The organism is Pseudomonas putida W15Oct28 (assembly GCF_000708715.2).
GTDB classification, from domain to species: Bacteria; Pseudomonadota; Gammaproteobacteria; order Pseudomonadales; family Pseudomonadaceae; genus Aquipseudomonas; species Aquipseudomonas putida_R.
In genome coordinates, this window is the sequence record NZ_JENB01000033.1 from 1 (window position 1) to 18,620 (window position 18,620).

At 61.9% G+C, this 18,620-nt stretch carries 16 protein-coding genes, 1 tRNA gene and 2 pseudogenes; 7 read left to right on the forward strand and 12 right to left on the reverse strand.

The window, feature by feature from the left end; translation table 11 throughout:
• Positions 1-173: 173 nt before the first annotated feature.
• The 3 genes and pseudogenes from AK81_RS20335 to mqo all read right to left on the reverse strand — a co-directional run bounded on the left by AK81_RS20335 (position 174) and on the right by mqo (position 3,273).
• Positions 174-754: pseudogene (locus AK81_RS20335) on the reverse strand (helix-turn-helix transcriptional regulator).
• Positions 754-1,392 carry a hypothetical protein gene (locus AK81_RS20340; RefSeq protein ID WP_043201866.1) on the reverse strand — a complete coding sequence of 213 codons (639 nt, stop codon included), beginning with the start codon at positions 1,390-1,392 and terminating at the stop codon, positions 754-756. The pseudogene AK81_RS20335 and the gene AK81_RS20340 overlap by 1 nt, the downstream one beginning before the upstream one ends.
• 243 nt (positions 1,393-1,635) lie before the next feature.
• Complete coding sequence (gene mqo / locus AK81_RS20345; RefSeq protein ID WP_043201867.1) at positions 1,636-3,273, reverse strand: malate dehydrogenase (quinone); 1,638 nt, start codon at positions 3,271-3,273, stop codon at positions 1,636-1,638.
• Positions 3,274-3,605: 332 nt separating this feature from the next.
• Between mqo and AK81_RS20350 the strand changes: the two genes are divergently transcribed.
• The 3 genes from AK81_RS20350 to AK81_RS20360 all read left to right on the forward strand — a co-directional run bounded on the left by AK81_RS20350 (position 3,606) and on the right by AK81_RS20360 (position 7,796).
• Complete coding sequence (locus tag AK81_RS20350) at positions 3,606-4,136, forward strand: sigma-70 family RNA polymerase sigma factor (protein WP_043201868.1); 531 nt, start codon at positions 3,606-3,608, stop codon at positions 4,134-4,136.
• A gap of 4 nt (positions 4,137-4,140) precedes the next feature.
• Positions 4,141-5,106, forward strand: a complete 966-nt coding sequence (locus AK81_RS20355; protein WP_043201870.1) for a FecR domain-containing protein — start codon at positions 4,141-4,143, stop codon at positions 5,104-5,106.
• A 248-nt stretch (positions 5,107-5,354) separates the two neighbouring features.
• Entirely contained in the window at positions 5,355-7,796 is a 2,442-nt protein-coding gene (locus AK81_RS20360) for a TonB-dependent siderophore receptor (protein WP_043201871.1), read from the forward strand.
• An 88-nt stretch (positions 7,797-7,884) separates the two neighbouring features.
• Here the strand turns inward: AK81_RS20360 and AK81_RS20365 are convergent, their stop codons facing one another.
• A complete protein-coding gene (locus AK81_RS20365) occupies positions 7,885-8,076 on the reverse strand; it encodes a YhfL family protein (RefSeq protein WP_003254720.1) in 192 nt (63 codons plus the stop codon).
• A gap of 189 nt (positions 8,077-8,265) precedes the next feature.
• On the opposite strand from AK81_RS20365, the gene AK81_RS20370 reads away from it, so the two are divergent.
• Entirely contained in the window at positions 8,266-8,883 is a 618-nt protein-coding gene (locus tag AK81_RS20370; protein ID WP_043201872.1) for a LysE family transporter, read from the forward strand.
• A 78-nt stretch (positions 8,884-8,961) separates the two neighbouring features.
• Here the strand turns inward: AK81_RS20370 and AK81_RS20375 are convergent, their stop codons facing one another.
• Genes AK81_RS20375 through AK81_RS20385 form a run of 3 tightly spaced genes read right to left on the reverse strand, consistent with a single transcriptional unit; the run spans position 8,962 to position 12,996 of the window.
• Positions 8,962-10,170: a hypothetical protein gene (locus AK81_RS20375; protein ID WP_043201874.1), complete on the reverse strand. Its 1,209-nt coding sequence runs from the start codon at positions 10,168-10,170 to the stop codon at positions 8,962-8,964.
• Positions 10,171-10,180: 10 nt separating this feature from the next.
• Positions 10,181-12,127 (reverse strand): hypothetical protein, encoded by a 1,947-nt coding sequence (locus AK81_RS20380; RefSeq protein ID WP_043201875.1) that lies wholly within the window; start codon positions 12,125-12,127, stop codon positions 10,181-10,183.
• A gap of 8 nt (positions 12,128-12,135) precedes the next feature.
• The gene (locus AK81_RS20385) at positions 12,136-12,996 is read right to left on the reverse strand and encodes an SH3 domain-containing protein (RefSeq protein ID WP_043201877.1); all 861 of its coding nucleotides are present in this window, start codon (positions 12,994-12,996) and stop codon (positions 12,136-12,138) included.
• 769 nt (positions 12,997-13,765) lie between these two features.
• On the opposite strand from AK81_RS20385, the gene AK81_RS20390 reads away from it, so the two are divergent.
• The 3 genes and pseudogenes from AK81_RS20390 to AK81_RS20400 all read left to right on the forward strand — a co-directional run.
• Entirely contained in the window at positions 13,766-14,029 is a 264-nt protein-coding gene (locus AK81_RS20390; RefSeq protein WP_043201879.1) for a hypothetical protein, read from the forward strand.
• A gap of 137 nt (positions 14,030-14,166) precedes the next feature.
• The gene (locus AK81_RS20395; RefSeq protein ID WP_043201881.1) at positions 14,167-14,439 is read left to right on the forward strand and encodes a DUF3077 domain-containing protein; all 273 of its coding nucleotides are present in this window, start codon (positions 14,167-14,169) and stop codon (positions 14,437-14,439) included.
• Positions 14,436-14,612, forward strand: a pseudogene (locus AK81_RS20400) (addiction module antidote protein); the annotation flags it as partial. The gene AK81_RS20395 and the pseudogene AK81_RS20400, both read left to right, overlap by 4 nt.
• A gap of 97 nt (positions 14,613-14,709) precedes the next feature.
• Here the strand turns inward: AK81_RS20400 and AK81_RS20405 are convergent.
• From AK81_RS20405 to dapA, 5 genes are all read right to left on the reverse strand, one after another.
• Positions 14,710-14,799, reverse strand: a tRNA-Ser gene (locus AK81_RS20405).
• A 91-nt stretch (positions 14,800-14,890) separates the two neighbouring features.
• Entirely contained in the window at positions 14,891-15,601 is a 711-nt protein-coding gene (purC, locus tag AK81_RS20410) for a phosphoribosylaminoimidazolesuccinocarboxamide synthase (RefSeq protein WP_016498342.1), read from the reverse strand.
• A 30-nt stretch (positions 15,602-15,631) separates the two neighbouring features.
• Entirely contained in the window at positions 15,632-16,390 is a 759-nt protein-coding gene (locus AK81_RS20415) for an MBL fold metallo-hydrolase (RefSeq protein ID WP_043201883.1), read from the reverse strand.
• Positions 16,391-17,512, reverse strand: a complete 1,122-nt coding sequence (gene bamC, locus AK81_RS20420) for an outer membrane protein assembly factor BamC (protein ID WP_043201885.1) — start codon at positions 17,510-17,512, stop codon at positions 16,391-16,393. It lies immediately after the preceding gene.
• Positions 17,513-17,527: 15 nt separating this feature from the next.
• Positions 17,528-18,415: a 4-hydroxy-tetrahydrodipicolinate synthase gene (gene dapA, locus AK81_RS20425; RefSeq protein WP_043201887.1), complete on the reverse strand. Its 888-nt coding sequence runs from the start codon at positions 18,413-18,415 to the stop codon at positions 17,528-17,530.
• Positions 18,416-18,620 lie beyond the last annotated feature (205 nt).

Below are 18,620 nucleotides of genomic sequence, written 5' to 3' on the forward strand. Positions count from 1 at the left end.
ATCCAACTGTTCGGGCTCTCGCCAAAGTGGAACGGTGAATGGCAGCTTTTGCTCCCACACGTGCTCTGGGCACCTCGGGTTATCAGCTTGCCATTCACCGCTCTCACTTCAGATTCTATTCCCTCTCCAAGACACAAGCGGGTTTACCCGCGAAGAGGCCAGCACAGGCATCATCAATCTTCTTTCTTGGTTAGGGCGAACCGGCACACCTGCCCGCCCCTGAGCATGCATTCCTCATGGCTCACCTCGGCCCCACCCAAAGCCCCGATCAGCGCCAAATCCAGCTCGCACACCACCGGGTGCGCCTTGGCCAGGTGATGGAACACGCAATTGTGCGCGACGATCTGCGGCTCCCCGGCCGAACGGAAGAACACCTGTGCCTCGTACCCGGCATTGTTCATATGCGCGACGATGCGGGCTTCATCCACCACCTCATGCTCCAGGTCTGCGGCCAACTTGCGCCCCAGCTGCCGCATCAGCGCCAGCAATGCCTCTTGGCCCAGCAAGCCCGCCACTTCACCGATCAGCAGGTTGGCCAGCAGCGGGTACTGGCGGGGGGAATGTGGCGCCGCCCGGTAGGCCGGGTAGCGCCGCGTTTGACCAGGCCATCACGCGCCAGCGCGGCCAGGTGCTGGCGCACGGCCGTGCGGGTGATGGCCAGGCCCTGCGCCAGGTCGTCGATGCTCATACCGGCTGGCTGATGCAACAACGCGTGGAGCAGGTCCTGTTGGGTACGGCCCAGGCCTTCGAGCATCAGAACTTGTCCGGGAACTGTTTGACCAGCGCTGCGGCCAGGGCGTCGGACAAGGTCAGGATATGCTCACGCATCATCCCCCAGGTACGCGCCTCGCCCGCGTAGTCCCCCGCCGCCAGCTGGTCGATCTGCGCCACATGGTGGCCGCCATGGGCACTGAGCAGCGTCAGCAGGGTCGGTTCGGGCAGGTTCGGGTTGGCCTTGGCCAGAAATGCCGCGAGGGCCTTGGCATTGCTGGTCAGCTCATCGACGGCGGCCTGTTGGCCCTGCTTGTCCTTGCCCACGGTGGCGTCGCTGTAATGCTTGATGGCACCCCAGTGGCCAGCCAGCAGTTTCAGCAACTGGTCGGCGGCGGGTTGGCCATACAACGGCGCGATGCTGTTGGCGATTCGGGTGGCGTCGCTGACGACTTCATTGGCGGCGACTTCCGCCTGTTTGGCGTTGCCGGCCTGGTTGGCGACAGCGTAGTTGCGCACCCAGAATATGTGCTCGACCCACAGGTCGCGCAGGGCCATGCGGGTGGTTGATGCGGCGGCTGATGCGGGTTGGGCGGCGGGGCTTGAGGTGGAGTAGCTCTGGCTCCATGCCGGCTGGGCGCACAGGGCGAGCAGCAGTAAGGCGGCAATCTTGATGTTCATGACGGCACCCTCCTGGAGGGGATCGACTGACAATATTAATTTAAGCATCAAAATATGTTTTTATTGCCCTGGTTTGTAGTTTCTGATCAGTGGTTTCCTTTGCCGGCCTCTTCGCAGCACAAGGCTGCTCCTACAGATACAGCACGAACCTGTAGGAGCAGCCTTGTGCTGCGAAGAGGCCCGAGCAGGCAACAAAAAAGCCACGAGGTTTCCCCCGTGGCTTCTGGTCACAACAATGGCCGATTACAGCGCCATGTCGTTCTCAGGCTTGCTTTCAACCGGCTCGCTCGCCGCGCCACCGAAGTCAACGCTGGCGTCGATCACCGGCGGTTTCTCCAGCTGCAGCACTTCAGCGGTGTAGTTCCACTCTTTCTGGGTGGCCGCCGCCGAATCGTTCAGCTTGGTGCCGTAGCTCGGCACGATCTCTTTGATCTTGGCCTGCCACTCTGGGGTAGCGACCTTTTCCTTGAACACGGTTTCCAGCACGGTCAGCATGATCGGCGCAGCAGTCGAGGCACCTGGCGATGCACCCAGCAGGCCGGCAATGGTACGGTCTTCGGACGCGACCACTTCGGTGCCCAGCTTCAGCACGCCGCCCTTCTCGGCATCACGCTTGATGATCTGCACACGCTGGCCGGCCTGCCACAGGCGCCAGTCTTCCTTCTTGGCATTCGGGAAGTAGGTACGCAGGGCTTCGAAGCGGTCATCGTCAGACAGCATCAGTTGGCCAGCGAGGTACTCCACCAGCGGGTACTGCTCGATACCGACCTTGGTCATCGGCCACACGTTGTGGGTGGTGGTGCTGCTCAGCAGGTCCAGGTACGAGCCGTTCTTCAGGAACTTGGTCGAGAAGGTGGCGAACGGGCCAAACAGGATCACGCGCTTGCCGTCCAGCACGCGGGTGTCCAGGTGCGGTACCGACATGGGTGGCGCGCCGGTCGAAGCAATGCCGTAGGCCTTGGCCATGTGCTGCATGGCCACGGTCGGGTTCTCGGTCACCAGGAACGAGCCGCCCACCGGGAAGCCTGCGTATTCCTTGGCTTCAGGAATGCCCGACTTCTGCAGCAACTTCAGTGCGCCGCCGCCGGCACCGATGAACAGGAACTTGGCGTCGGTAGCCGATTCGGTACCGTCCTTCAGGTTCTTGTACTCGACGTGCCAGGAGCCGTCCTTGTTGCGGGTGATGTCCTGCACTTCGCTGGACAGCTTCAGGTCGAACTTGTCCTGGGTCTTCAGGTGGCCAACCATCTGGCGGGTGATCTCGCCAAAGTTGACGTCGGTGCCGATTGGCGTCCAGGTCACGGCCAGCTTCTGGTTCGGGTCGCGGCCTTCCATCATCAGCGGGACCCACTTGGCGATCTGCGCGTGGTCCTCGGAGTACTGCATCGGGCGGAACAGCGGGCTGGTCTGCAGCGCGTCGTAACGCTTTTTCAGGAACTTGATGTTGTCATCGCCCCACACGAAGCTCATGTGCGGCGTGGTGTTGATGAACGAGTGCGGGTTCTTCAACACACCCTGGCGGACCTGCCAGGCCCAGAACTGACGGGAGATCTGGAAGGCTTCGTTGATTTCGATGGCCTTGGTGATGTTGACGTTGCCGTCTTTGTCTTCCGGGGTGTAGTTCAGCTCGGCCAGCGCGGAGTGGCCGGTACCGGCGTTGTTCCAGCCGTTGGAGCTTTCTTCAGCCACACCGTCCAGGCGCTCGACCATTTCCATCGACCAGCTTGGCTCCAGCTCGTGCAGCCACACAGCCAGGGTGGAGCTCATGATGCCGCCGCCAACCAGCAGCACGTCTACTTTTTTGGTTTCTGCGGCATGCGCTTGCATGAAGCTTGCAGCGACAGCCAGACCCAGCAAGGTCTTGCCAGCTTTCTTGAACATTGATCAATTCCAGTCAGGAGAACGGAGGGAGGGCCTGTGGCTGGCCCAGGTGTTCCTTGTTCTTCAGCGCAGGCTTGTTGTTGATCATTGTTCGGCAGCCAGAGAACCAGAAAACGATTCGGCCTTTTGTCGAATTGACCGACAGGGCTGAATCGTTTTTCTGATTGTATCCGAAATGCCAGCGCAAACAAATTGCCGGCCCTCGCGTCAACGTGACGGGTTGTCCCAGGGAATACCGGCAAGCTTTGCAGTGATTGCAGTATTTTCCCGGCGCCCCTACTATCGCGATCATTTCTCATTCGCACCAGTATGCGTTCGCGCCGGATGCCGCCGTGGTTTCGATCCCAGAGTTGAACACCTCGCTCCATACCCTGTACCACAGCCACTCGCGCTGGTTGCTCGGCTTTCTGTACCGCCGCCTGGGCAGCCGCTGCGATGCCGCGGACCTTGTGCAGGACACCTTCGTGCGCATCCTCAACCGCCCAAGGCAGTTCGATGGCGAACGCGGCGAGCGCTCGTACCTGGCCACCATCGCCCGCGGCCTGTGCGTGGACCACTGGCGCCGGCAGAAGCTGGAACAGGCCTGGTTGCAGCAGCTGGCCTTGCAGCCCGAGGCACTGCAGCCCTCCCCCGAACAGCGCGCAATCATTGTCGAGACCCTGCACGAGGTGGACGCCATGTTGCTGCGTTTGCCGAGCAAGGTGCGCCAGGCATTCCTGCTGGCGCAGGTCGATGGCCTGGCCTACCGCGATATTGCCGCACACGTAGGGGTGAGTGAACGCATGATCAAGAAGTACCTGGCCCAGGCGTTTCTGCATTGCGCCATTCTCGAAGCCGAACTCGACGGCTTGCTGGTGGAGTGACGCCATGACCGCGCCCGCGCAAAAACTCAGCCACGCCAGCCTGCAACAGGCCGCGCACTGGTACGTGCAGTTGCAGGACGAAAACGCCGCACCGCAGTTGCGCACACAGTGGCAGCACTGGTTTGACCAGCACGGCGACCATCAGGCGGCCTGGCACTATGTGCAACGGGTCGGCCAGCGTTTTGCCCCGCTGCAGGCCGAAGGCGCAGCGGCGGGCCGGGCATTGCGTGAGCACGACGCCCGGCGCTTCAGCCGGCGCACCGGGCTCAAGTCGCTGCTGGTGCTTGGCGCCAGCGCCCTGCTTGGCTGGCGGGGGTGGCACGGTGCCCCGTTGTCGGGCTGGGATGCCGACATGGCCACCGGCATCGGTGAAATCCGTGAAACCCGCCTGGCCGATGGCAGCCAGTTGTGGCTGGGGGCGCAAAGTGCTGTGGACATGGAATTCTCCACACTCAGCCGGGTACTGAAGCTGCGCTTTGGCGAACTGCTGGTGGAAACCGCCCACGACCCGCGCCGCCCCTTCTTCGTCGACACAGCGCAAGGGCGCATGCAGGCGCTGGGCACGCGCTTTGCGGTGTGCCAGCAGGGGGAACGCACCCGGCTGGATGTGTACGCGGGCGCCGTGGAGGTGTGCACGGCTCAAAGCGGCGAGCGCTGCATCGTGCCGGCGGGCCAGCAGGTGGACTTCAGCGCCCGGGGCATCAGCAATGCCCGCCCGGCGCAAAGCGCGGGCGAATCGTGGATTCACCGACGGCTCAATGCCGAAGACATGCCCTTGGCGCACCTGCTGCAAACGCTTGGACGCTACCGCCATGGGCACCTGGGTTGGCACCCGGACGTTGCACAGCTCTCGGTGATGGGGGCCTTCCCGCTCAACGATACCGACCGGGCACTGGAGTTGTTGCAAGCGGCGTTGCCGGTGCGGGTACAGCGGCTTACGCCGTGGTGGGTAACCGTCGAGCCAGCTTGATACCTGAACACCGGTAAAGCCATTGCCATTCACCGTGTCGCCTGATTCGCGGGCATGCCCGCTCCCACAGATCAAGCGTGAACGCGAAGGCGGCGCAGTACCTGTGGGAGCGGGCGAGCCCGCGAAGCAGGCGACGCAGTGTATGACCATTAATGAAAATTACTGCCAAGCCAGTTCCCTTTTTCCAATCTCGTTCGGTTAACCCGGCATAGCGCTTCCAACTCACCCTACCGATTCCAGAGACCCGCATGCCGACGCCCTTCCACCCCGCGTTCCGCCTGGCGCTTGCCGCGCCACTTTCGCTTTTTGCCGCCGCGCCACTGATGTTGCCGGCAACCCTGGCCCACGCCGAACAGGCGGCCAGCGCCGAAACCCGCTTCAACATCGCACCCGGCTCGCTCACCAGCGCGCTCAACCAGTTCAGCAGCCAGGCCGGCATCTACCTGGCCGGCAGCAACGAACTGGCCGCCGGCAAGGCCAGCCAAGGGCTGCAAGGCCGTTACAGCGTCGCCCAAGGCCTGGCCCGGCTGCTACAGGGCAGCGGCCTGCAAGCCGTGCCCCAAGGCAGCGCGGGTTATGTGCTGCAACCGCTTGCCGATGGCACCGCCCTGCAACTGGACGCCACCTCGATCAACGCCGCTACCCTGGTCGCCAGCAACGGCCAGGGCGATAGCGGCTACCGCGCCGTCGCCAGCGCCACCGCCAGCAAAACCAGCAGCGCCCTGGCCGACACCCCGCGCTCGGTTTCGGTGGTGACCCGCCAGCGCATGGATGACCAGCAATCGCAAACCCTTACCGAGGTGCTGGGCTATGTACCGGGCATTTTCTCCCCACCGTTTGCCGGGGGGGATGGCCAAGCGGGTGACCTGTTCTTCATCCGTGGCTTCAACGCCACCGACTATGGCTATGGCCTGTTGCGCGATGGCCTGCGGGTGCAGGGCAACCGCTACGACACCAGCAGCGAGCCCTACGGCCTGGAGCGGGTTGAAGTGTTCCGCGGCCCCACTTCGATCCTGTATGGCGAAAACGCCCCGGGTGGCGTGGTCAACCTGGTAAGCAAGCGGCCTACCGCCGAAGCGCGCGGCGAAGTGCAACTGAGCTACGGCTCGCACAACCGCCGCCAGTTGGGTGTCGACGTTTCCGGCCCGCTGACCGACGAGGGCAATGTCCTCGGCCGCCTGGTGATGATGGGCCGCAAGTCCGACACCCAGGTCGACCATCAGCCCGACGACCGCATGTACATTGCGCCGTCGCTTACCCTGAATTTCGACGACTTCAACAGCCTGACCGTGCTGGCCACCTACCAGCGCGACCGCACCTTGATGGAGCTTGGTTACCCGGCCGCCGGCACCCTGCTGCACAACCCCAACGGCAAGATCGACAAGGACCAGTTGTCCGGCAACCCGGACTGGGACAACTTCGAACGGGAAACCTGGAGCCTGGGCTACGAGTTCAGCCACCGCTTCAACGACACCTGGCAATTCCGCCAGAACTCGCGCTACATGCAGTCGCGCATCGACCGCCAGGAAATGTGGCCAGGCAGCCTGAACAACGGCGGCTTCGGCACCACCCTGGGCAACACTGCCTACGACCGCTACAACAAGTCCATCGCCTACTCGCTGGACAACCAGTTCGAAGGCCACTTCATCAGCGGTGCGTTCGACCACACCTTCCTGGTAGGGGCAAGCCTGGATCGCACCTCGTTCAACCAGGATTGGGACGCGGGCAACGGCGGCACCATCAATGTGTTCGACCCGGTCTGGAACGGCAAACCAAGCACGCCCCTGCATGTGCAGAACGCCTTGCTTGATCAGACCATGTACGGCCTCTACAGCCAGCTGCAAACCAAGGTCGACAACTGGGTGCTGCTGTTGGGCGGGCGACTGGACCGGGTCAACAGCCAGTTCCGCAACAAGGCCGGTACCCTTAACGCGCAAGCCGACATGGACAGCTGGGACAGCAAGTTCACTTGGCAGACCGGGGTGATGTACCAGTTCGAAAACGGCCTGTCGCCGTACTTCAGCTACTCCACCGCCTTTGCCCCGACCCAGCAGACCGAAAGCAAGAGCGGCCCGCTGGACCCGACCACCAGCGAGCAGTACGAAGTGGGCATCAAGTACGAACCCAAAGGCTGGAACACCGCCTTTACTGCGTCGGTGTACGACCTGCGCAAGAAAGACGATGTGCTGTTCGATTCCGCCGTGGGTGACTATCGCCAGATCGGTGCCAGCCGGGCCAAGGGCGTGGAGTTGGAACTTAACAGCGACCTGAGCGAAAACCTCAACCTCACGGCTGCCTACACCTACACCGATTCGCGCATTACCAAGGACGTGGCCGGGTCGCTGTATGAAGACCACCAGATGACCGGCGTGCCACGCAACCAGGCCTCGGTGTGGAGCACGTATCGCTTCCGTGACGGCCTGCTCAAAGGCCTGCAGATCGGTGGCGGCGTGCGCCACTTCGACAGCACCTTCGCTTATACCCCGGCGAGCCTGTACGGCAAGCTGGATACCGGCGATGTGACGCTGGTGGATGCCAAGGTCGGGTATGAGATCGACGAAAACTGGTCGGTCGAGGTCAATGCCCGCAACCTGTTCGACAAAGAATATGTAGCAGGCTGCAACAACGCCGGCCGCTGCTACTGGGGTGAAGAGCGCACGCTGCTGGGAACCGTGTCGCTGCGCTGGTAAGTGGCCCACAAACAAAAGCCCCCGGCCATTTACATGACCGGGGGCCTTGGATCACGTCGCAAGCGTCGGGATCAGGGTACCGCCAAGATTACTGCTGCTGAGGCAGTTTATCGATTGGGCCGCAGCCACCGATGATCTTGGAGATGGAAACCGAAGGGTGGAACAGGTAGTCGTAAGTGCAGTTTTTCGGTTGGTTGTAAACTTGGCCAGTGCAACCCGACAGCAGGGCAACACCCGAGACAACAGCAACGGCTACAGTGGCCTTGAACAGCTTTTTCATACAAAGTCCTTTAAATGAATCATCTTCGGCCATCTTCTGATGGCCGCGGGATGATACAGACTCCATGCATTGGATCCAAGCCACACCTGGCACAAGTTCTTTGCAATTGTGCAACAACAGGTTGAAAACCGCGCCTTTGGCGACGATAGTTCAGGGCACTGCCTTCGTCATGCCCAACAGGAACTCACCATGCTCGGCGTCACCGACTACGGCGCATTCGTCGTCGCCTTCATCATTCTTCTGGCCATCCCCGGCCCCGGCAATTTTGCCCTGATCACCGCCACCGGCAAGGGCGGTATCAAGGCAGGCCTTGCCGCGACATTCGGGGTGATCGTGGGTGACCAGGTGCTGCTGTGGCTGGCGGTAGCCGGCGTCGCCACCCTGCTGGCCACCTACCCCACGGCCTTCCACATGGTGCAATGGGCCGGCGCCGCGTACCTGGCCTACCTGGGCCTGCGCATGCTGCTGAGCAAACCGGGCGACGCACCGCGCGCCAGCCGCATGGACAACGGCCAGTATCTGCGCCAGACCATGTTGATCACCCTGCTCAACCCCAAGGCGATCATGTTCTACATGGCATTCTTCCCGCTGTTCATCGACCCGGTGAAGCATCAGGGGCTGGTGACCTTCGGCTTCATGGCCGCCACGGTGGCGGTGGTGACGTTCCTGTACGGGTTGATTGCCGTGGTGCTGACCCACCGGCTGGCCGAACGCATGCGCGCCAACCCTCGGATCACCAATATTTTCGAGCGGCTAGCCGGGGCTTGCCTGGTAGGGTTCGGCATCAAGCTGGCGGCAATGCGCTGAAACCCCTGATACGCAGAATTGAAAAAGCCCCCGGCAACTCATCGTTGCCGGGGGCTTTGTTTATCAGCGATCAACCCGTCAATTGGTTTCCAGCTGATACGCCTTGCTCACGAACAACGCCGCAAACAGGCTCTTGCCTTCCTTGAAGGTGTACTGCTCTTCAAACTTGCCATCCTCGACCAACTTCTGCCCGATGGCACATTCCGAGTCGCTGTGGTTCTTGCCCTTGGCACCGAAGTCACTGCTCCACGTCGACAGCCCGACCTGTTCACAGAAGGCGGCGAACTTCGCCTTCGGTACATTCTGCTGGTAGTCGCTGTAAGCCTGTTTTAGCGGTTTGAAGCCACTGTAGCTCAAGGTGTAATTCTCCACCTTGGCCTTGCGTGCAAAACCACTCACCGCCTCGGCCAGCACAGCCTGGCCGCTGTACGAGCTGTAGGCCCCGATCAGCATGGCGCTCAATGCACTCTTGAGCTGGGTTTCGACATCGTCGAGCTCCGGCAGGGACTGGAACTTGGCCTTGCGCACGATCTCACCCACCTTGGAACCATCGTTACGGTGGGTCACGACGAACTCCATCGAGCCCTCGCCGTCGCTGGAACGTTTGAGGGTGAAGTCCACGTCTACCGTGGTGCCGAAATCACCCGTGCTACTGACCAGAAACGCGCCGGTCATTGGCTGGCGCACCGCCATGTTGCTACCCCAGTCGAAGTCCGACTGGGTGGCCCGGCCATTGGCGGCCAACTCGGCACGCGGCTGGATTTCGTCGCTGACATCTGACACCAGCACCACCTCGGCGCCCTTGTTGGCAACGAAGGGGTTGGCCATCTGCATGCCGAGCAGCTGAATGTGAATGGTACCGTCCTTGCTGTCACCGTCGTGGGACAGCTTCAGCGCATCGGCCTTCAGGTAGATGCCGGCAACATTGCGGCTGACGTTGAGCTGGTACTTGGCCCAACCCGCAAGGCCCTCTTCGGGCGAGCCACCGCGCGCCGATTCCATCAGGCTCGTCAGGCCGCGCATGAACTGCTGGGCGCCATTGGTCTGCGCCGCAGCGACGCGGATCTCGGGGTCGGCGACGGTCAGGTTGCCCGAGAACGCCGAATAGGAAATGTCGCCCTCAGACAGCACGTCCTCGAGGAAGTAGCGCTCCTTGAAGTCGTCGTAGTAGGCCAGCGCAGCCTTCTTGCCCGAGCTGGACAGCATCGCGTAACCACCGCCGAGCACCAACACCGCTGCGGCCACACCGCCAATCAGCAGCTGCTTCTTGTTCATCTGTTTGATCATGGTGTTTGCCTCACTGGACCATGGCGGAAGCGTTGTTCCAGTCGTTCACGTACTTTTGGGAGACCTCGGGGGTCCAGCTGAAATCGATACCGGCGTTGGGGAATTCCTTGGCCAGCACGGCGCCGAACGACACGAGGTCGGCGCACTTGTCCTGCTTGCACGCCTGGGGCTCGCCCGCGTTGTAGGCGCGGTAAGTCGGCACGGCGCGGCCATCGTCCAGCGGGTAGTACGGCGTGGCGTTGGCCACTTGGGCCACGTACCAGCCTTCGCTGTATTCCTCGTCCGCCACCAGGCGGCCTTTGCTCGGGAAGTCGATGGCGTAGAAGTCGCCCTTCTTGCCGGTGACATGCACCATCATCGGCGCCACGCGGGCCGAGCTTGCCGGGTCTTGCTGTTCCAGCGGCGAAGCGAAGCGCACCTTGATGCCGGCCATTTGTGCAAGGGCTTCGGTTTCGCGCCCCTTGAACTCGCTCATGCCGTCCTGCAACTGCTGGTAACGCTCCAGCACCCGGGTGTGAACGCTGGCCAGTTCTTGCTGACGCCGGCGCGCCTCACGTACGCGTTGCTCTTCGCGCTGAACGGCCCAGTTCGCGCCTTCTCGCACATCGAAGAACAGGCCTTGGCGACTGATGCCAATGCGGTTGCGGGTGATCTTCTGCGCGTCGTTGCCCCACATGTTGCTCGTAATCGCCGAAATATCTTTGACGATGAGCAGGTTGGCCACATCGGTGGTGGTCGGCGAGGTGGTCTTGATCAGGTCAAAGATTTCCAGCGCAGCGTCCTTGTACTTGGCCGCATCCAGGGCGAACGACTCGTCCGGGGTTACTGCCACGTAGTAAGGGTCGCTGCCGAACGGGCGCAGCACGCCGTAGCTGCCGCGGGTGAAGGTCAAATACACCTTCATCTGCCGGCTGGGGATCTCGCCAACCAGGAATGCGGCTTGGCCAGCGTCTGCCGTGAGGTAGGAAACGGCCTTGTCCTTGACCGCAGGCTCTAAGGTCTTGTTGAAGATCAAGCCACTCGGGTGAACGTATACGCGGTTCCAGTTATCGCCACGGTAAGTACCCACGGCCTTCCAGCTGATTTTTTCGAAGTTGCCTTCGCCAAAGCCAGACGCCGGGCATGGCATGGCCGGGGTGGTGCCGAACGACAGGGTGTCACCGTTGCTGATGACCTCGCGGCTGAGTACCCATTTGCAGCCTGAACCGTCCGTTACCTGCATCAGGTTGCGGTTTTCCAGGACCACGGCGCGGCCGAAGTCCGAGGTGGGGGCCGCGGCTACAGCGGCGGCAGGGGCCGGGACGGGCGGAGCGACAGGTGCCGCGGCCGGGGTTTCGGCTGCCGGTGCTGGTGCGGGCTCTGCGGCAACGGCCGGGGCTGGCGCAGGAGCAGGAGCAGGAGCAGGAGCAGGAGCAGGTGCTGCTTCTACTTTCGCGGGTGCGGATTCAACTACCGCAGGAGCCGGCTCAGGTGCTGGGGCCGGAGCAACGGCCGCCGGGGCTTCTGCAGGTGCAGGTGCAGGTGCAGGTGCAGGTGCCGGAGCTGGCGCAGCCGGAGCGGGTGCCGGGGCAGCCGCGACAGCAGCAGGTGCAGCAAGTGCAGCAGGTGCAGCAGGTGCAGCAGCCAGGGTCACCAGGCCCAGGTTGCTGGCATTGCCCGAACCGCTGGCATAGAGGTTGCCTTTGGCATCCACGGCTTTCCAGCTCACCTTGGCGGTCGAGCAGTCCTTGGCGAACACGAACGGCAGCTTGGTCAGCAGGCCAGACAGCAGCTCCTGGTTGTCCCAGGCCGGACGGGTGATGGTCATCTCGACCTCGGGTTTACACCAGGTGGTGGCGTCCCCAGGTACTTCGACCTTGATGTTTTCTTTCTTCGAGAAGGCCAGCTCATGGGCGAACGCCTGCGGTACCAGACCACAAGCGCCGATCACAGCCAGCGCGAGCGCGTGCTTTTTCATGGAGTTCCTCAGATCAGTTCCCAGGTGCCGTTGGCTTGTTTGCAGAAGGTGTTCTGCTCTTGCTCGGTCTGCCCGCTTTGTGATTTCAGGCTGACAGTGACCGGGCGGCAGGCGGCTTCGGCGGCGACCGTTTCGGTCGGCAGCGACTGCACCGAATCCAGGTCGAAGCCTTGGGTTTCCTTGCTGGCGGCAACGTCCAGGTCGTCCAGGTTCACCGCCGGTGTCACGCGTTTGGCCACGGCCTGGGCCTTGGGCTCGACGTAGTTCTTGTGCACGTAACCCACGGTCACGCCCTTGCGCCCGACCAGGATCCAGTCACCGGTGGACCCCACCGCGGTGAACTCGGTGTGGTTTTTCAGGCTGCCGACTTTTTCGCCGCTCTGGTTGGGTGCGGCGCGCACGTTCAGGTTGTCGCTGACAGTCACGTAGGGCTCGTTGATCAGCTTCATCGACGGCACTGCCTGGATCTTCGGCGCGCGCTTGACCTCAACCTTCTTGGTCTGGGTGTATTCCTTACCCGGCACGATCTGCGCGGTGGCGCCCGAGTGGTCGGACTTCCAGGTCACCGGCTGGGCGCTGGCGGTAGCCTGCTGCTGGCTCAGCACCTCCTGGGTGCGCAGCGCCAGGGCCTGCTGGTCCTTCTCGTCCAGCATGTGGCCGATGCGGTTGCCCACATAGGCACCAATGCCACCGGCGATCAGGGCTGCGGCGATCTTGCCGTTGCCGCTGCCCATGGTCGAACCAATGGCCACACCGGCCAGGCCACCGATCACGGTGCCCGCTTGCTCTTTGCTGATCCCGAGCTGTGCACAGGCCGTGGTGGAAGCGATGGCGACCGCCAGTAGGGACGCGACGAATTTCTTACGCAAGTGGAGCACTCCATTTTCGGTGGGGCGCACAGCCGCGTACCGCAGCCAGGACCTGGCGACAGCATTCGACGTTGTGCGGTTTTATGAGTGAGCGGGCAGCACTGGTCGCAAACGGCAATTTAGCCGTCGAACGAAGGGCGTAGAGGAAGACCAGTACGGCGCGAAGCATCCAACGAATCCATGTCAGGAAGAGGTCATCGCCCAGCGCACGTAATCATTACGGCGTTTGGCCTGGGCGTGAGAGGCGTATTAGAGGAGCGCATTGTAGCGCAAGGTGCCATTGACAGTTCAAGACAAAATGTTGCGAGAAACTGCTCTACTTCAGGCTTGGCACGAGCCCCACATGTGGGAGCGCTGTGAGATCCCATGGCGGGGGTATAGCAATAGATAGCGAAGTCTAGCGATTTTCGCTATCTATCAGTAGATTTCGCTAGCGCTCACCATTTTCTACCCACCAAGCCTGTTCGCCCGACAGCTTGAGCTCAGAATTATCCCCTTCCTTGTAGGGCGTTTCCCAAACATACTGCCAAACCGCTCAAACGCTTGCGACGGATTATGTCGCGCTCTAGTCTCGGCTTGTCGTTGCTAACCCAATGACCGGCTTTGACAGGCCGACTACTCAAGTTTCCGTTGCAGCGCTTAATGGCAGCTGTACATGGGGCACATTCGTGTGCGCCGGGTCCTTGGGTACCGGTCTGTCAACCCATGTATAGCTGCCTCCATTCGTTTGACAGCGTTGCCAGGCAGCTCCACTACCCAAGGAGCTTACATGCGCAAGATAGTCCCCGATCCGCCCTACTCCCTCGATTCCACTCAGGCATTGCAAGACACCCTGGTCCAGTCCTCAGAGTACGTACTCTGCGCCCTTTCCGTCGCCCGCCAATCGGTGCAACTCAAGCCTACAGCCCACAGCTCGATCGTGATGCAGGCCGTGATCCATGAAATGGAGGAGGTACAGAGCCTGGTCGAGTCGGCCTTGATGCAATTGCAGATGCGGCCGTACTTACCCACTGAGCCTTACACCTTGCACTAGCAGTGCCGGGCCTCTTCGCGGGCACGCCCGCTCCCACACGGTTATCACAGCTCTCAAGCACTGCACAGTACCTGTGGGAGCGGGCATGCCCGCGAAGAGGCCAGCCCAGACAATCAAGATTCCAGGGAGAGAACACAATGCCCACCGACGACACAGAAGAACCCACCACGGTCGGCAAGACCTGCTTCTACCAAGGCGAAAACAGTACCCACCCGCTGTTCCGCATCGAACCCGGCATCCCCTGCCAGGACGCCCGCGAACAGGCATCCGAACTGATGGGCTACGTCCGCGACCTGATCATCACCGGCCTGATGGACGGCGACCAGAAATTGATCTGGGCTTCGCACTACCTGAGCGCGATGGCCAAGGCGCTGCTGGATGATGCTGAATTGGGGATGATGAAAAAATGAGCACCGAGATGCCAATACTCGACTTGGATTTGAGCAACACGAAACGCTTCAAAGCTTCTCGGTTTCTCGATAGCCCAGAAACGATCAAGGCGTTTCTGCAAGAAGCCATGAAGGCCAACGATGATCAGGTTATGAAGCAAGCGTTGAGAGCAGCCTTGAAGGTAACACGCGTGAGGTAACCGACCATTCGTGGTATGCACACGCCAAGCGTGGAAGTATGCAGAAACGAAAAAACCCCGCAGATCTTAATCTGCGGGGCTTTTCGATGTATGGCGGAGAGATAGGGATTTGAACCCTAGGTACTGTTGCCAGTACAACGGATTTCGAATCCGTCCCGTTCGACCACTCCGGCATCTCTCCAATGCCGCGCATCATACCAGCGTTCTTTTAAAACGCAAACCTTTTTTTAAAAAAAATCGCGTGGTATCAGGCGCTTGCGTGAACGTGCCGCTTACAGCGGCACGCCCAGGCGCTTGGCAACTTCTTCGTAGGCTTCGATCACGTCGCCCAGGCCCTGGCGGAAGCGGTCCTTGTCCATCTTCTTGCGGGTTTCTTTGTCCCACAGGCGGCAGCCGTCCGGGCTGAACTCGTCGCCCAGCACGATCTGGCCGTGGAATACACCGAACTCCAGCTTGAAGTCGACCAGCAGCAGGCCGGCGTCATCAAACAGCTTGGTCAGCACTTCGTTGACCTTCAGCGACAGCTTTTTCATTTCGACCAGCTGCTCGGCGGTGCCCCAGCCGAACGCGACAACGTGGGATTCGTTGATGAAGGGGTCGCCCTTCTCGTCGTTCTTCAGGAACAGTTCGAAGGTGGACGGCTCCAGCTTGATGCCCTCCTCCACGCCCAGGCGCTTGACCAGGCTGCCGGCAGCGTAGTTACGCACTACGCACTCGACCGGAATCATGTCCAGCTTCTTCACCAGGCACTCGTTGTCGCCCAGCAGCTTGTCGAACTGGGTCGGCACGCCGGCTTCTTCCAGTTTTTGCATGATGAAGGCGTTGAACTTGTTGTTCACCGTGCCTTTGCGGTCAAGTTGTTCGATGCGCTTGCCGTCGAACGCCGAAGTGTCGTTACGGAACAGCAGGATCAAGCGGTCAGCGTCGTCGGTCTTGTAAACCGATTTGGCCTTGCCGCGGTAGAGTTCGTCGCGTTTTTCCATGATTGGGCTCCGCTTGCTTGAGGTGTTGGGCTAGGCGATTTCGCGCCAGTCGAGCCCGTGTTCCTGATTCGCCACCTGGAGCCAGTCCGGGTCGCACCCTAAGGTGTCGACGAAGCACTGGCGGGCCAAGTGTGGCAGGTTGTTCTTGCTGCTGAGGTGGGCCAGCACCAGGTGTTGCAGGTTGCTCCAGCCCAACTCGTGTACCAGGCGCGCGGCCTGGTGATTGTTCAAATGCCCTTGCATGCCCCCTACCCGCTGCTTCAGGAAGACCGGGTAGTGACCGCGTGCCAGCAGGTCGCGGCAGTGGTTGGCCTCGATCAGCAGTGCATCCAGGCCCTGGTAACGTTCCAGCAACAGCGCGTCGTACGAGCCCAGGTCGGTCAGCATGCCGAAGCGCCGCTGGCCGTCGCTGATCACGTATTGCAGCGGCTCGTAGGCGTCGTGCTCGACCCGCGCTGCGGTCACTTCCAGGCTGCCGATACGCAGGTTTTGGCCACACGCGAGAAAACCGGCCACCTCCACCGGCTTGCGCATACCGCGCAAGGTGCCTTGGCTGAGGTAGACCGGTACATTGTAGCGCCGTGACAGCAAGCCGACCCCATGCACGTGGTCGGCATGTTCGTGGGTGACCAGCACCGCGCTGAGCTGGGCCGCCGAGACGCCGAGCAACGCCAGGCGCCGCTCGGTTTCACGCAGGGAAAAGCCGCAATCGACCAGGATGAACGTGTCACCACTGGCGATCAGCGTGCCGTTCCCTTGGCTGCCGCTTCCGAGTACCGCGAAGCGCACTTAGCCCAGGTGGTCCTGAATGGCGCTCAGCACGCGGCGGGCGACATCGGCCGGAGCCACGGTGTTGATGTTTTTCTCGACCGTGACCTGCACGCTCTCACCCACCTTGCTCAGGCGAACCTGATAGCGATCGGCACGGGCTTCACGCTCTTCCTTGGTCGGCTCGCTGCCGAACAGGCGGCCGAAGAAGCCAGGCTGGTTCTGCTTGTCGTCAGGCTTTTCCGACAGGTTGATGTAGTACAGGCCCAGGCTGCGGTTGATGTCTTCGACACGCCACTCGCCACCCTGCTCCAGCGCACGGCCCACGCCAGACCAGGCGCGGTCCAGGTCGGAGCCCAGGTACAGCACCGGGTTGCCGCTGCCGTCTTCGCTGAGGCTGACGCGGCTTGGCGCGTCGAAATCACGCGCGGCCAGCAACGACACCGAACCGCCCTTCTCGGCGCTGCGGTTCATGCTGGCAAGCATTTCGTCGACCAGCAGGGCATCGGCGCCAGTGTTGCTGGACGTGGACGGGAACCCTGGCTCGGCAGTGCTGCCGGCCGGGCGCTCGACGCTGACCACGTACACTTCGGAGGTGTTGCGCTGCACGCCAGGCTCCATGCGCACACGGACGCGCACTTCGCTGTCACCGCTGCTGGCGGTGCTGGCCAGACGCTGGCCAAGCGATGCCGACAGTTCGTCGAAACGCTGCCAGGTGGTGTTGAATTCACCGGTCTGCGGGCGCTCTTCAGCAATGCGGAAGCCGTTGTCCTCGAAGAACTGGCGGGCCACTGGCCACACCTCGGCAGGCGAATGCTGGGCCAGTACCCAACGGCTGCTGCCGCTGCGTTGCAGGCTGTAGTCGGTGACCTGCGCAGCACCACCGGTCAACGGCTGCGGGCGCGGCACTTCGAACTCGCCAGCGACGTTGTCGTCAGCGACGTTACGCGGAATGGGCAGCAACGGGTCAAGGCGCTTGACGTTGCTGGCGTCCTGCGGCAGCTGCATGGGCGCGGTCGGGTGCGCCTGCAGGTAGTCGCTGCCGCGGTCGCGGAAATAGCCATCCTCGCCCCACAGCCAGCCACACCCACTGGTGCTGGAGATAATCAGGGCAAGGGCGGAAAGACCAGCCAGTCGCTTCATGCGGTGTACTTCCTCTTAAACCAGTACGCCGGACTGGCGCAAGGCAGTACGGACTTTTTCGTGGCAGCCTTCGCTCAGCCAGGTCAGTGGCAGGCGAATACCTTTGTGCATCAGGCCCATTTCAACGAGCGCGAACTTCACCGGGATCGGGTTGGCTTCGCAGAACAGGTCTTTGTGCAGCGGCATGAGTTTTTCGTTGATCGCGCGGGCCTTCTCGGCATTGCCCTCAAGGGCAGCCTCGCACAGATCGGCCATTTCGCGCGGGGCGACGTTGGCAGTAACGGAGATGTTGCCCTTGCCGCCCATCAGGATCAGCTCGACGGCAGTCGGGTCATCGCCGGACAGGACGATGAAGTCCTTGCTGACGCCATCGAGGATGGCCTTGGCGCGGACCAGGTCGCCGGTGGCTTCCTTGATGCCGATGATGTTCGGCACGGTCGACAGGCGGATCACGGTCTCGGCCTGCATGTCGCAGGAGGTGCGGCCGGGTACGTTGTAGAGGATCTGCGCAATGTCGACGGCTTCGGCAATGTGCTTGAAGTGCTGGTACAGGCCTTCTTGCGTCGGCTTGTTGTAGTACGGCACGACCAGCAGGCAGGCGTCGGCACCGGCGCTCTTGGCGTTCTGGGTCAGGTGCACGGCTTCGGCAGTGGAGTTGGCACCGGTGCCAGCGATGACCGGTACGCTGCGGCTGCTGCGCTTGACGCGCTCGACCACGTGCTTGATGACCAGGATGTGTTCTTCGACATCCAGCGTGGCGGACTCACCGGTGGTGCCGACAGCGACGATCGCATGGGTGCCGTTTTCCAGGTGGAAGTCTACAAGTTTGTCGAGGCTGCCCCAGTCAACACGCCCTTGTGCATCCATGGGTGTGACCAATGCCACCATACTGCCCGCAATCATGTAACTGCTCCTGCCGGAAAAAGAGAGCGGTAATGGTACTGGGGGCATCGACCTTGCACAAGCGAAGCAGGCGGGCGGAGCATTCCCCTCGGCGCCTTATTTCGCTACCCTTGACCCTTTGATCGGTGCAGCGCGGCCCGCCGGGCCGTCGACCTTGCTCCCCGCCAGCGTCCAAGACCTCGCATGCGAGCCCCGGGCCCTGCCG